This window comes from Streptomyces sp. NPDC044719, from assembly GCF_056433405.1.
Genome location: NZ_JBWKHE010000008.1, coordinates 519180 through 531843 on the forward strand (window position 1 = coordinate 519180; position 12664 = coordinate 531843).

General features: G+C 70.2%; 13 protein-coding genes. 8 read left to right on the forward strand and 5 right to left on the reverse strand.

Annotated elements, in window-relative coordinates; translation table 11 throughout:
* Window positions 1–16: 16 nt before the first annotated feature.
* Window positions 17–676, reverse strand: coding sequence for a response regulator (locus AC07DF_RS31790; RefSeq protein WP_184589925.1), 660 nt, complete (start codon window positions 674–676; stop codon window positions 17–19).
* A gap of 34 nt (window positions 677–710) precedes the next feature.
* Window positions 711–1754 carry a sensor histidine kinase gene (locus tag AC07DF_RS31795; RefSeq protein WP_478979144.1) on the reverse strand — a complete coding sequence of 348 codons (1044 nt, stop codon included), beginning with the start codon at window positions 1752–1754 and terminating at the stop codon, window positions 711–713.
* Window positions 1755–1894: 140 nt separating this feature from the next.
* Here AC07DF_RS31795 and AC07DF_RS31800 point away from each other — a divergent pair, with 140 nt between their 5' ends.
* Both AC07DF_RS31800 and AC07DF_RS31805 read left to right on the forward strand, forming a co-directional pair.
* Complete coding sequence (locus AC07DF_RS31800) at window positions 1895–2380, forward strand: cation:proton antiporter regulatory subunit (protein ID WP_189721861.1); 486 nt, start codon at window positions 1895–1897, stop codon at window positions 2378–2380.
* Between the two features lie 4 nt (window positions 2381–2384).
* Complete coding sequence (locus AC07DF_RS31805; protein ID WP_478979146.1) at window positions 2385–3608, forward strand: cation:proton antiporter; 1224 nt, start codon at window positions 2385–2387, stop codon at window positions 3606–3608.
* 13 nt (window positions 3609–3621) lie between these two features.
* On the opposite strand, the gene AC07DF_RS31810 is transcribed toward AC07DF_RS31805, so the two are convergent.
* Window positions 3622–4041, reverse strand: a complete 420-nt coding sequence (locus AC07DF_RS31810) for a pyrophosphohydrolase domain-containing protein (RefSeq protein ID WP_478979149.1) — start codon at window positions 4039–4041, stop codon at window positions 3622–3624.
* Between the two features lie 98 nt (window positions 4042–4139).
* Between AC07DF_RS31810 and AC07DF_RS31815 the strand changes: the two genes are divergently transcribed.
* Window positions 4140–5141: a TAXI family TRAP transporter solute-binding subunit gene (locus AC07DF_RS31815; RefSeq protein WP_478979152.1), complete on the forward strand. Its 1002-nt coding sequence runs from the start codon at window positions 4140–4142 to the stop codon at window positions 5139–5141.
* Here AC07DF_RS31815 and AC07DF_RS31820 read toward each other — a convergent pair.
* Together AC07DF_RS31820 and AC07DF_RS31825 are read right to left on the reverse strand one after the other, a co-directional pair.
* Complete coding sequence (locus AC07DF_RS31820; protein ID WP_478979155.1) at window positions 5131–6537, reverse strand: sensor histidine kinase; 1407 nt, start codon at window positions 6535–6537, stop codon at window positions 5131–5133. The genes AC07DF_RS31815 and AC07DF_RS31820 overlap by 11 nt on opposite strands.
* 9 nt (window positions 6538–6546) lie before the next feature.
* Window positions 6547–7233, reverse strand: a complete 687-nt coding sequence (locus AC07DF_RS31825) for a response regulator transcription factor (protein ID WP_478979158.1) — start codon at window positions 7231–7233, stop codon at window positions 6547–6549.
* Between the two features lie 288 nt (window positions 7234–7521).
* On the opposite strand from AC07DF_RS31825, the gene AC07DF_RS31830 reads away from it, so the two are divergent.
* The 5 genes from AC07DF_RS31830 to AC07DF_RS31850 all read left to right on the forward strand — a co-directional run bounded on the left by AC07DF_RS31830 (window position 7522) and on the right by AC07DF_RS31850 (window position 12641).
* Window positions 7522–8298 (forward strand): amino acid ABC transporter ATP-binding protein, encoded by a 777-nt coding sequence (locus AC07DF_RS31830; RefSeq protein WP_478979161.1) that lies wholly within the window; start codon window positions 7522–7524, stop codon window positions 8296–8298.
* Window positions 8299–8380: 82 nt separating this feature from the next.
* Window positions 8381–9223, forward strand: coding sequence for a glutamate ABC transporter substrate-binding protein (locus AC07DF_RS31835; protein ID WP_478979164.1), 843 nt, complete (start codon window positions 8381–8383; stop codon window positions 9221–9223).
* A gap of 75 nt (window positions 9224–9298) precedes the next feature.
* Window positions 9299–9964, forward strand: coding sequence for an amino acid ABC transporter permease (locus AC07DF_RS31840; RefSeq protein ID WP_193476363.1), 666 nt, complete (start codon window positions 9299–9301; stop codon window positions 9962–9964).
* The gene (locus tag AC07DF_RS31845) at window positions 9961–10857 is read left to right on the forward strand and encodes an amino acid ABC transporter permease (protein WP_478979168.1); all 897 of its coding nucleotides are present in this window, start codon (window positions 9961–9963) and stop codon (window positions 10855–10857) included. Before AC07DF_RS31840 ends, AC07DF_RS31845 begins: the two co-directional genes overlap by 4 nt.
* Window positions 10858–11033: 176 nt before the next feature.
* Complete coding sequence (locus AC07DF_RS31850) at window positions 11034–12641, forward strand: FAD-dependent monooxygenase (protein ID WP_478979289.1); 1608 nt, start codon at window positions 11034–11036, stop codon at window positions 12639–12641.
* The last annotated feature ends 23 nt before the right edge of the window (window positions 12642–12664 follow it).

Genomic DNA, 12664 nt, shown 5'->3' on the forward strand with positions numbered 1-12664 from the left:
AACAGGGCCCGCGGGCCTACGGCTCGATCAGGCCGGCGCGGATCGCGTAGCGGGTCAGCTCCAGGCGGTCGCGCATGCCGAGCTTCTGGAGGAGGTTGGCGCGGTGGCGTTCGACCGTCTTGGCGCTGATGAAGAGGAGTTCGCCGATCTCCTTCGAGGTGTGGCCCTCGGCGACCAGCTTGAGGATCTCCTCCTCGCGTTCGGTGATGGCCCGTTCCGGCAGGCCGTCGCCCCGGTGCAGCCGCTCCAGGTAGGAACGGACGAGGGCCCGCTCGGCGCCCGGGTAGATGAACGGCTCGTCGCGCACGGCCGCCCGGCAGGCCTCGACCAGGTCGCGGTCGGCGACGGACTTGAGGACGTAGCCGCTGGCGCCGGCCCTGAGCGCCTCGAAGAAGTACTCCTCGTTGTCGTACATCGTCAGGATCAGGATGTGCAGGTCGGGCAGCCGGCGGGAGAGTTCACGGGCCGCCTGGAGACCGGTCATGCGGGGCATGGCGACATCGAGGACGGCCAGGTCCACGGCGGTGTCCCGGGCCCGGGCGACGGCCTCGGCACCGTCCCCGGCCTCGGCCACGACCGTCAGGTCCGGCTCCCCGTCCAGGATGAGGCGCACTCCTCGGCGTACGAGGGTGTGGTCGTCGGCGAGCAGGACCCGGATCGGGGTGGGGGCGGACATCAGCGGGCTCCTCGGCCTGACCGGTGTGGACACATCAGCGGGCTCCTTCCGTCACCGGTACGCGCAGGCGTACGTCGGTGCCCCGGCCGGGGGCCGGTTCGACGGTGAGGGCGGCGCCGATCAGCAGGGCGCGTTCGCGCATGCCCGTGATTCCGGCGCCCTCCGGGGCGTCGCCGACGCCCGTGCCGTTGTCGCGTACGAGGAGTTCGACGCCGCCGGGTACCTGCTCGAGGCGGAGTTCGGCGCGGTCGGCGGTGGCATGGCGGGCGGTGTTGGTCAGGCCTTCCTGGGCCACCCGGTAGACGACCAGTTCCGATTCCGGGCTCAGGGCGGGGAGGTCGCCGGTGACGTGGTGGCGCACGGTCAGCCCGTGGGTCGTGAACTCGGAGGTGAGCGAGCGCAGGGCACGGGCAAGCCCGAGCTCCTCCAGGACACCGGGACGCAGCCTGCGGGCGATACGGCGGATCTCGTCCAGGCCGGCGCGGGTCGCCTCCTGCGCCTGGCCCACCTCCTCGCGCAGGTCCTCGGGCGCCCGGTCGGCGACGCGCTTCAGCTGGAGCAGGACGGCGGTCAGCGTCTGCCCGACCTCGTCGTGGAGCTCCCGGGCGATCCGCTGCCGTTCGCTCTCCTGTGCGGACAGGGCCCGGGCGGCACCCGCGGCCCGCTCCGCCTCCAGCCGGTCGAGCATCGTGTTGTACGTCGTGATCAGCGCGGCCGTCTCCGCCGGGCCGGCGACCACCGGGCGGGTTCCCGGACGCAGCAGGTCGGCGGTGGCCATGGCCCTGCCGAGCCGTTGCAGGGGCGCGAGGCCGAAGCGCAGCACGAGCGCGTTGCCCGCCAGCAGCAGCACCAGCCCGACGAGCAGGACGAGTGCCTCACCCGCCAGAACGGGGGTGGACACGGTGACCGGACCGAGCAGCAATGCCGTGGCCACGACCAGGCCCGCGGCGTTGAGCGAGAAGATCCGCCAGAACAACGACACGCTCCTGGATCCGCCCCTTCCGGCCTTCGCGTACGGCACCTCCCGCTCCACCCTTTCCGGCGACCGGCCGCTGTGTATATCCGTCACAACACCCATGTCGTCACCGTACGGCCGGATGGCAGCATGCGGACTTGACCCGTCCGTTGATCGACAGCGTTCACGGCACCGCTCACGACACCGACACAGCACCACCAACAAGACAAACAAACCAAACAGCACGAAAAAGGGGAAGAAACGTGTCAGCTCCGCGCCTGAGGGCGACGCCGCTGCCGGGTATCGGGGTCCAGTACGACCTGGAGACCCGCGAACACCGCCATCTGTCGGTGGTGGCGCACCGCGACGGCACGCGCACGGTGAACGTGTACCGGGCCGACGATCCCGACTCCTGCGCGCATTCGCTGCGGCTGACCAGCTCGGAGGCGGGTTCGCTGATCGACGCGCTGAAGCCGTCCCACCACAGCCCGAGCCTGCTGTACACCACGGACCTGGGGCTGGTGGCCGAGCGGATCGAGGTGGCGGCGACCTCGCGCTGGAACGGGCGGGTGCTGGGCGACATGAAGATGCGGACGGAGACGGGCGCGTCGGTCGTGGCGGTGCTGCGCCGGGCCGAGGCCATTCCGTCGCCCGCGCCGGACTTCCGGCTGGCGGGCGGTGACACGCTGATCGTCGTCGGGACCCGTGAGGGCGTCGACGCGGCCGCGACGATACTCGGGCGGGAGTGAGCCTGTGCACTCCGCGGTCCTGCTCATCGAGTTCGGTTCCATCATCCTCGGCCTCGGCCTGCTCGGCCGGTTCGCCGCCCGTTTCCGGCTCTCGCCGATACCGCTGTACCTTCTGGCCGGTCTGGCCTTCGGCGAAGGCGGGCTGCTGCCGCTGGGCGCGAGCGAGGAGTTCGTCGCCACCGGCGCCGAGATCGGCGTCATCCTGCTCCTGCTGATGCTGGGCCTGGAGTACACGGCGAGCGATCTGGTCTCCAACCTCAAGACGCACTACCCGTCCGGTCTGGTCGACTGCGCGCTCAACGCGCTGCCCGGAGCGGCGGTGGCGCTGCTGCTCGGCTGGGGGCCGGTGGCCGCCGTCGTCCTGGCCGGTGTCACCTGGATCTCGTCGTCCGGCGTGATCGCGAAGGTGCTCGGCGACCTGGGCCGGGTCGGCAACCGGGAGACACCCGTCATCCTCAGCGTGCTGGTGCTCGAGGATCTGGCGATGGCCGTGTACCTGCCCATCGTCACGGCACTGGTGGCGGGCGCCGGGCTGATGGCCGGCAGTGTGACCCTGGCGATCGCGCTGGGCGCGGCCGGGCTCGTGCTGTTCCTCGCCCTGCGCTACGGCAGGCTCATCTCGCGGTTCGTCTCCAGCGACGACCCGGAGAAGCTGCTGCTGGTGGTGCTGGGCCTGACGATCCTGGTCGCGGGTGTCGCGCAGCAGCTCCAGGTGTCGGCGGCGGTGGGTGCCTTCCTGGTGGGCATCGCGCTGTCGGGAGAGGTGGCGGAGGGTGCGCACACCCTCCTCAGCCCTCTGCGCGACCTGTTCGCGGCGGTCTTCTTCGTCTTCTTCGGACTGCACACCGACCCGTCCAGCATCCCGCCCGTCCTGCTGCCCGCCCTCGCGCTGGCCGTCGTCACGGCCCTGACGAAGATCGCCACCGGCTACTGGGCGGCCCGGCGCGCCGGGATCTCCGTCAAGGGCCGCTGGCGGGCGGGCGGTGCGCTGGTGGCCCGCGGGGAGTTCTCGATCGTCATCGCCGGACTGGCGGTCGCGGCCGGCATCGAACCGTCCCTCGGCCCACTGGCCACGGCCTACGTCCTCATCCTGGTCGTCCTGGGCCCCCTCACCGCGCGCTACACGGAGCCGGTGGCGATGTGGTGGAGCGGCCGCCGCGAGACCCGCCGGGGAGCCCCGGAACCCGCGCCCCGGAAGGCCGAGGCGGAGGCGCCGGTGGGCGACTGAGGAGGGGGGTGGGTCACCTCGGCGGCCTCCGGTCACTGCCCGGAGCCCACCCCTGCCTCCGCAGCACCCCCGGCACATCCGGTGCCTCGTAGTGCTCGCCCTTGAGGACCTTGCCGTCCTCACGTCGGGAGACCGTGCCGTCGGGGCCGATCTTGGTCATGTTGGAGCGGTGGATCTCGGTCAGTACCGCGTCGAGGTCGATCCCATGGACGAGTGCGGTGCCGTAGGCGACGTAGACGACGTCCGCCAGTTCGTGGGCGAGCTTGTCGAGCGGGCCCCGGACCGACACCTCGGCGACCTCCGCGGCCTCCTCCGCGAGGAGTTCGCCGCGGTGGGCGGCGAGTTCCGGGGAGACCTCCGTCGGGGTACTGCGGGCGTCCAGGCCGAAGGCGAGGTGAAATTCACGGACCAGGTCAGCGGGCGAGGAGCTCATGGGGACGACAGTAGCGGCCGCCACTGACACTCCTCCCCGCCCCGGTGCCGGACCCCGCCCCTGGTCAGCGGGGCACCAAGGCTGGCAGGATCTCGCGCATGTCCAAGATGTTCCCCCGTATCGGCAGGCGCCTGGCCCTGCAGGGCGGCGCCGCCTCCCTCCTGGTCCTCGGGCTGCTGCTGTCGTGGCTGCGCCCCTGGGCCGAGGAGCCTCCGGGCGGGGCGATCACGTTCAGCACGGGCACGCGTGCCGGCGTCTACCACGAGTACGGCGAACTCCTGCGCTCCGAGATCGACCAGGACATGCCGGACCTGAGGGTGCGCTTGCTGACCAGCGCCGGCTCGCAGGAGAACGTCTCGGACGTGGCCACGGGCAAGGCCGACTTCGCGATCGCTGCGGCGGACGCGGTCGCCACGTACAAGCTCGACCACGGTGCGAGCGCCGGACGGCTGCGCGGTATGGCCCGCCTGTACGACGACTACCTGCAGCTCGTCGTACCGCCGGACTCGGACATCCGCTCCGTCGCCGACCTGCGGGGCAAGCGCGTCGCCATAGGGCTGCCGAACTCCGGCGTGCGGCTGATCGCGAACGGGGTCCTCAAGGCGGCCGGGATCGACCCCGAGAAGGACATCAAGCCCTCCTCGGACGGCATCGACACCGGTCCCAAGCGGCTGGGTCACGGCCTCGACGCGTTCTTCTGGTCGGGCGGCCTGCCCACGGACGGGCTCAGCCGCCTCGCCAAGAAGTCGTCCTCCGCCTTCCGGTTCGTGCCGATCGACGCCGGGCTCGTCGCCAAGCTGCACGACCAGGGCGGTGCCACGCGGTACTACCGCGCCACCAAGATGCCGGAATCGGCCTACCCCACCATCCAGCGGGGTGACCCGGTGCCGACCCTGGCGGTGTCCAACCTGCTGGTGACGCGCAGCGACATGGACCCCCGGCTCACCGAGTGGCTGACCCGTACGGTGATCGACAGCCGGGACGGCATCGGCGCGACCGTCCACTCCGCCCAGCTGGTCGACGTCCGCACGGCGATCTACACCGACCCGCTCCAGCTGCATCGCGGCGCCCAGCGCTACTACCAGTCCGTCAAGCCGTAGGACCCGACCTGGGCACCGTCACCGTCACCCGCAGCCCGTGCGGCTCGTGACGGTCGTACGCGATGGAACCGCCGCCCGCCGCGAGCAGCGCCCGCGAGATGGACAGTCCGAGGCCCGAACCCTTGATGTTCTGGTGGCGGCTGCTGCGCCAGAAACGGTCGCCGATGCGGGCCAGCTCCTCGTCGGTGAGGCCGGGGCCGTGGTCGGTGACGACGATGGTTGACGTGGCGCCGTTGGAGGCGACGGTCACCTCGACAGTCTGGTCCTCGGGCGTGAACTTCACCGCGTTGTCGATGACCGCGTCCAGCGCGCTGGACAGCGCGACCGGGTCGGCCCACCCCGTCGTGGGCGGGCAGTCGCCGATCAGGCGTACGCCCTTGGCCTCGGCGGTCGGGGCCCAGGCCGCGAGGCGTTCGGCGGCGAGCTCGCCGATGTCGGTGATCCTCAGGTCCGCCTCGGTGTGCTCGGCCAGCGCCAGATCCAGCAGATCGTCCAGGACCTGCGCGAGGCGCTTGCCCTCGGCCTGGACGGAGGCGATCTCCTTGTTGCCCTCGGGCAGTTCGAAGGAGAGCAGCTCGATGCGCAGCAGCAGCGCGGCGAGCGGGTTGCGCAGCTGGTGCGAGGCGTCGGCGACGAAGGCGCGCTGCTGCTCGAGCACGTCCTCGACGTTGTCCGCCATCTCGTTGAACGACCTGGCCAGACGCCGGAGTTCGGGCGGTCCGCCGGCGGCCGCGACCCGGGACTTGAGCCGTCCGGTGGCGATGTCGTGGGTGGTGGCGTCGAGAACGCGGACCGGCCGCAGGACCCAGCCGGTCAGCCGCAGTGCGGCGCCGACGGCCAGCAGCATCGCGGCCGCCTCGCCCGCGCCGATGACCAGCCAGCCGTGCAGGGTGCGCGAGCGCATCTGCCCGGTGGGCGAGTCGGTGACGACGACCGCGACGACGTCCCCGTCCCGGATGACCGGCGAGGCGACCACCAGGTTGTGGCGCTGCCAGGGCCAGACCTGCTTCGGGTCGTGGCTGCGGCGGCTGAGCAGCGCCTCGTCGAAGGCGTCGCGCACCTCGCCCTCTTCCGGCAGGGACCACCTGGCCGGTGCGTGAGCCATGGCACTGCCGCTGCGGTAGAAAACGCCGGCCCGGATGCCGTAGACGTCGTAGTAACTGTCGAGTTCGCTGCTGAGCGTGGCCAGGCGTTCGTTCTCGAACGCGCCGGCGGTGCCGGTGGGCGAGTCGGTGACGAACTGGGCGAGGGCGGCGAAGCGCGCGGTGTCGTCGATCCGGTCGACGACGACCTTCTGCTGCTGGGCCCCGGCCAGGCTGACGGCGAGCGGGACGCCGAGCGCGAGCAGCACGGCCGCCATCAGGATGATCAGCAGCGGGAGCAGACGAGTGCGCACCCGGCCCCGCTACCCGGCAGGCGCGACGAGCCGGTAGCCGACTCCGCGTACGGTCTCGATGAGGGCCGGCATGCGCAGCTTGGCGCGCAGGGACGCCACATGCACCTCAAGGGTCCGCCCGGTCCCCTCCCAGCTGGTCTGCCACACCTCACTGATGATCTGCTCCCGGCGGAAGACCACCCCGGGCCGCTGCGCGAGAAGGGCCAGCAGGTCGAACTCCTTGCGGGTCAGCTGGATCGCCGACCCGTCCACGCTGACCCGGCGGTTGGGCAGCTCGATGTGCACCGGGCCGAGCCGCAGCTCGGTCTCGATGCCGCTGGAGGTGTCCTCGTGGGAGGTGCGCCGGCTCACCGCGTGGATGCGGGCGAGCAGCTCCCCGGTGTCGTACGGCTTCACCACGTAGTCGTCGGCGCCGAGGTTGAGGCCGTGGATGCGGGAGCGGACGTCGGAGCGGGCGGTGACCATGATCACCGGGGTGCCGGTGCGCTTGCGGATCTTGCCGCAGACCTCGTATCCGTCCTGGTCCGGCAGGCCGAGGTCGAGGAGGACGACACCGAAGCAGTCGCTCTCGGGGACCAGCGCCTGGAGGGCCTCCTCACCGCTGCGCGCGTGCGTGACGTCGAACCCGTGCCGCGCCAGGACAGCCGACAGGGCGGCGGCGACGTGGTTGTCGTCCTCGACGAGCAGCAGTCTCATCCGAGCCCCCTTCGGTTCACTGGCCGTACGATCTATCTGTGTACAAAAACGCGTGCACGCGCGCGTGCACGCCTTGCAGTCACGCTGATGGATGAGGACGACGTCAAGAGGGTTCCGGTTGCGGAGAGCTTCCGTTACCCGGCCGATATGAGCGCTGCTCACAAGTGCTACGACACGTGTCCGATTGCTATCGGATCGTGATGCTCAGATTCCCCTCAGATGTAATGACGCAGGTCGTAGAGGGTAACTACTGTCCTCCGAAACCGAGGAGGACGGAGCCTGAGAGCGATGACCGAAGTATCGGTGGCCAAGGAAGATGTGGCCGCGACCGGCGAACTGGTCGTCCTGAAGAGCGTCAACAAGCACTTCGGCGCGTTGCACGTACTCCAGGACATCGACCTGACGATCGCCCGCGGCGAAGTCGTCGTGGTCATCGGACCCTCCGGGTCCGGAAAGTCCACCCTGTGCCGCACCATCAACCGCCTGGAGACGACCGACTCCGGCACGATCACGATCGACGGCAAGCCGCTGCCCCACGAGGGCAAGGAGCTGGCCAAGCTCCGGGCCGACGTCGGAATGGTCTTCCAGTCCTTCAACCTCTTCGCGCACAAGACCGTGCTCGAGAACGTGATGCTCGGCCAGATCAAGGTCCGCAAGAAGGACAAGAAGGCGGCCGAGGAGCGGGCTCGGGCCCTGCTCGACCGGGTCGGCGTGGGCGCGCAGGCCGAGAAGTACCCCGCACAGCTCTCCGGCGGCCAGCAGCAGCGCGTCGCGATCGCGCGGGCGCTGGCCATGGAGCCGAAGGTCATGCTCTTCGACGAGCCGACCTCCGCGCTCGACCCCGAGATGATCAACGAGGTGCTGGAGGTCATGCAGCAGCTCGCCCGCGACGGCATGACCATGATCGTCGTCACCCATGAGATGGGCTTCGCACGATCGGCCGCAAACCGCGTGGTGTTCATGGCGGACGGCCGAATCGTCGAGGAGGCTGCGCCCGACCAGTTCTTCAGCAATCCGCGCAGTGACCGTGCCAAGGACTTCCTGTCGAAGATCCTGCACCACTGACGGCGCGGGTCGCGCCGGACGCGCCCTACGTCGCCCGCCCTTCGTGGGCCCGCATCTCTTCACCAGTCAAAGGATGTTCATCATGAAGCTCCGCAAGGTCACCGCCGCCTCGGCCACCGTGTTCGCCCTCGCCCTGACCGCCACCGCGTGCGGTGGTGACAACAGCACGGGCGGCGACTCGGGCTCTGACGGCGGCGGCAAGTCGATCACGGTCGGCATCAAGTTCGACCAGCCCGGCCTCGGCCAGAAGACGCCGCAGGGTTACGCCGGCTTCGACGTCGACGTCGCCACGTACGTCGCGAAGAAGCTCGGTTACAACGAGGACCAGATCGAGTGGAAGGAAGCGAAGAGCGCCGACCGCGAGACCATGCTGCAGCGTGGTGACGTCGACTTCATCGCCGCGACCTACTCGATCACCCCGGAGCGCCAGGAGAAGGTCGACTTCGCCGGGCCTTACCTGCTGGCTCACCAGGATGTGCTGGTCCGGTCCGACGACAACAAGATCAAGTCGCCGGAGGACCTCAACAACGCCAAGCTCTGCTCGGTGACCGGCTCCACCTCCGCGCAGAACGTGAAGGACAAGCTGGCGCCGAAGGCTCAGCTGCAGCCGTACCCGACGTACTCCGCCTGCCTGCCCGGTCTGCAGAACGGTGCCGTCGACGCGCTGACCACCGACGACTCCATCCTCGCGGGTTACGCCGCCCAGTCGCAGTTCAAGGGCAAGTTCAAGCTCGGCGGCTTCAAGCTGACCAACGAGAACTACGGCATCGGTGTCAAGAAGGGCAGCGACCTCAAGGCCGACATCAACAAGGCGCTCGAGGCCATGGTGGCCGACGGTGCCTGGCAGAAGGCCGTGGACAAGAACCTCGGCCCGGCGAACTACAAGAACGAGCCCGCGCCGAAGATCGGCGACATCAAGAGCTGAGGCAACGCCTGACGGGTGCGCCGCCCTGCGGGGCGGCGCACCGGGGCATCCCTATACGCGGAAGCGCGGGAGATCGTGTTCGACTTTCTTGAGGATTACGACCTGCTGGGAGCCTTCTGGACGACAGTGCAACTCGCTGCGCTGTCGGCCGTCGGCTCTCTCATCTGGGGCACCATGCTGGCCGCCATGCGCGTCGGCCCGGTGCCGCTGATGCGCGGTTTCGGGACCGCGTACGTGAACATCGTGCGGAACATCCCGCTGACCGTCATCATCCTGTTCACGTCGCTGGGCCTGAACCAGACGCTGGGTGTCTCCCTCGGCGCCGATGACGTCGAGACGATCAACTTCCGGCTGGCGGTCCTGGGCCTGATCTTCTACACCTCGTCCTTCGTGTGCGAGGCGCTGCGCTCCGGCATCAACACGGTGCCGGTCGGGCAGGCGGAGGCGGCTCGGGCGATCGGTCTCAGCTTCCGCCAGGTGCTGGGTCTGGTCGTGCTGCCGCAGGCGTTCCGTTCGTCTGTCGTCCCGCTGGCGAACGTGCTGATCGCCCTCATCAAGAACACCACGGTCGCGGCCGCCATCGGTGTCGCCGAGGCGGCGGTGTTGATGAAGGAGATGATCGAGAACGAGGCCCAGTTGCTGCTGATCGCGGCGATCATCGCGTTCGGCTTCGTGGTTCTGACGCTGCCGACCGGTCTGATCCTCGGTTGGGTGGGCAAGAAGGTGGCGGTGAAGCGATGAGTTCCGTTCTGTACGACGCCCAGGGCCCTCGGGCCAAGCGGCGCAACGCCGTCCTCACTGTGGTCTTCGTGGCAGCCGCCGCGGCCCTGCTGTGGTGGGTGTTCAGCACCCTCGAGGACAAGGGCCAGTTGGAGTGGGCCCTGTGGGAACCGTTCTTCTCCGGCACTGAGGCCTGGTCCACCTATATCTGGCCGGGTCTGCTGAACACTCTGAAGGCGGCCGCCCTGGCGGTGATCATCGCGATGCCGCTCGGCGCGGTCCTCGGCATCGCCCGCCTTTCGGACCACGTGTGGGTCCGGGTTCCGGCCGCGATTGTGGTCGAGTTCTTCCGGTCCATCCCCGTGCTGGTCCTGATGATCTTCGGCCTCGCTCTGTTCGCCGAGTACACCAACGTCAGCTCCGACGACCGTCCGCTCTACGCGGTCGTCACCGGCCTGGTGCTGTACAACGCGTCCGTCCTCGCCGAGATCGTCCGGGCGGGCATCCTGGCCCTGCCCAAGGGCCAGTCCGAGGCGGCGCAGGCGATCGGCCTGCGCAAGGGGCAGCTGATGCGCCTGATCCTCCTGCCGCAGGCGGTCACCGCGATGCTCCCGGCCATCGTGAGTCAGCTCGTCGTCATCGTGAAGGACACGGCGCTCGGCGGCGCCGTTCTCACCTACGCCGAGCTGCTCTCCTCGGCGAACACGATGAGCGGCTACTACGGCGCGAACATCATCGCCAGCTTCACGGTCGTGGCTGTCATCTTCATCGCGCTCAACTTCGCCCTCACGTCCTTCGCGAGCTGGCTCGAGCGCCGGCTGCGGCAGGCCAAGAAGTCCACGGGCGCGGTCGTGGCCGCGGACGACGCGCAGATCGCCGGCACCACCGGGACCGGCACCGGAGGCACCGTCTGACACTCGGTCAACCCGGATGACATACTCAGGGGCAGTGGCATGATCGCCACTGCCCCTGGTCACTTGACGCAAGCACCGGCAATGGGTTGCATACGTTCTGTGATCGTGCACCCTGCTCCAACTTCGTGTTCACCTACGTCCCTCGGGACGTCACCACGGGCAGGGGGCGCCGCGCCGTGGACCCGGTGATCGTCGTCGGAGCGGGGCCCGTCGGGCTCACGCTCGCCTTGGCGCTGGCGCGTCAGGAGGTGCCGTGCGTGGTTCTCGACGAGGGGCCGGGCAAGGACGAACCCCGTGCGTCGCGCACCGTGGTCCTCCGCGAGGACACCACCGCCCTCATCGAACGGCTGACCGGCGTCCCCCTGGACCGGATCGGCGCCCACTGGGCCGGATGGCGGTCGGTGCGGCGCAAGCAGGTGATGCGTGAGGTCTTTTTCGACGGCACCGAGCCCGTCCCGCTGCACATCGCCCAGCACGAGCTGACCGGCGCCCTGCGCGCGGCCCTCGCGGGCGAACCGCTCGTCAAGGTCGCGGTGGAGAGCCGGCTCGACGGCATGGAGCAGGAGTCCTCGGGCGTCACGGCCCACACGCGCGGCCCCAAGGGCACGTGGTGGCGCGGCAGTTACCTGGTCGGCTGCGACGGCCCCCGCTCGACCGTGCGCAAGCTCCAGGACATCCGCTTCCCCGGCCGTACGGCGGTGGAACGTCACGCCGTCGCCGCGCTGCGGACGGAACTGCCCTGGTACAACGAGGCGTTGCTGCACCGCATGCCGCCGTGGCGCATGTCGGGCCCCTCGGCCGGCGAGGTCACCGCGCGCCCCCTGCCGGACGGCGTCTGGCGTCTGGACTGGCTCCTGCCGCCCGGAAAGGACCTGGTCACACCCGAGCTGCTGCTGACCCGCATCCGGGAGACCCTGGCGGGTTGGTCGGGCGGCACGACCCCGCCGTACGAGCTTCTGGACACCGGTGTGCACACCGTCCACCACCGGCTGGCCCGCCGCTGGCGTGCCGACCGCGTCTTCCTGGCGGGGGACGCGGCGCACCTCCACGGCTCCCTGGGCACGCACGGGCTGGACGAGGGCCTGCGGGACGCCGACAACCTCGCCTGGAAACTGGCCCTGGCCTGGCACCACGGGCCGCACGAGGCGCTCCTCGACAGCTACCAGACCGAACGCCGGGCGATCGTGGCGGCCCGGCTCCGCGCAGCAGACCAGGCCCTGCCCCTGCTGCGCGGCGGCGGAGGCCTGCGCTCCTACGTCCCCGGCTCGGCCCGGGGCCACGACTCGCTCCTCACGGACGGCCACTTGGGGCACGGCCAGCTGGGCGCGCCGGGGGCGTACGCCGACTCGCCACTCGCGCCCCCACCCCTCGAAGGAGAGGTTCCGGTCCGGACAGCTCCCGGCTCCTCGGTCATCGACGTACGAGTCACCGCGGAGGACGGCACCTTCGTCCGGCTGCGGGACCGGCTCGGCCGCGGCGCGCTGCTCGTGGTGCTGATCGCCCCCGGCACGGGCGTGTGGGAGCGCAGGCACTGGGTGAGCGCCGGCATCATGCCCCAGCTCGCCGCCGCGGTCACGGCGCTGCCGCACCACGCCGAGCTGCTGGTCGCCGAGAGCTATCCGGGTGCTGCCGCGCACACGGTGCTCCTGGTGCGGCCCGACGGGCATCTCGTGACCGCGCTGAGCGGAGTGCGCCCGGCCGATCTGTACACGGCGGCCGAGGCCGCGTTGGGCGGGCCGGTCAAGGCGCAGGCGGAGGCCGGTGCGTCGGCCGGCTCGCGCTGACGTCAGGCGCCGGATGGGTCGTG

Coding starts and splice junctions, on each gene's coding strand:
- AC07DF_RS31790 (WP_184589925.1), bottom strand. CDS start 676: ATGTCCGCCCCCACCCCGATCCGGGTCCTGCTCGCCGACGACCACACC.
- AC07DF_RS31795 (WP_478979144.1), bottom strand. CDS start 1,754: ATGGGTGTTGTGACGGATATACACAGCGGCCGGTCGCCGGAAAGGGTG.
- AC07DF_RS31810 (WP_478979149.1), bottom strand. CDS start 4,041: ATGAGCTCCTCGCCCGCTGACCTGGTCCGTGAATTTCACCTCGCCTTC.
- AC07DF_RS31815 (WP_478979152.1), top strand. CDS start 4,140: ATGTCCAAGATGTTCCCCCGTATCGGCAGGCGCCTGGCCCTGCAGGGC.
- AC07DF_RS31825 (WP_478979158.1), bottom strand. CDS start 7,233: ATGAGACTGCTGCTCGTCGAGGACGACAACCACGTCGCCGCCGCCCTG.
- AC07DF_RS31830 (WP_478979161.1), top strand. CDS start 7,522: ATGACCGAAGTATCGGTGGCCAAGGAAGATGTGGCCGCGACCGGCGAA.
- AC07DF_RS31835 (WP_478979164.1), top strand. CDS start 8,381: ATGAAGCTCCGCAAGGTCACCGCCGCCTCGGCCACCGTGTTCGCCCTC.
- AC07DF_RS31845 (WP_478979168.1), top strand. CDS start 9,961: ATGAGTTCCGTTCTGTACGACGCCCAGGGCCCTCGGGCCAAGCGGCGC.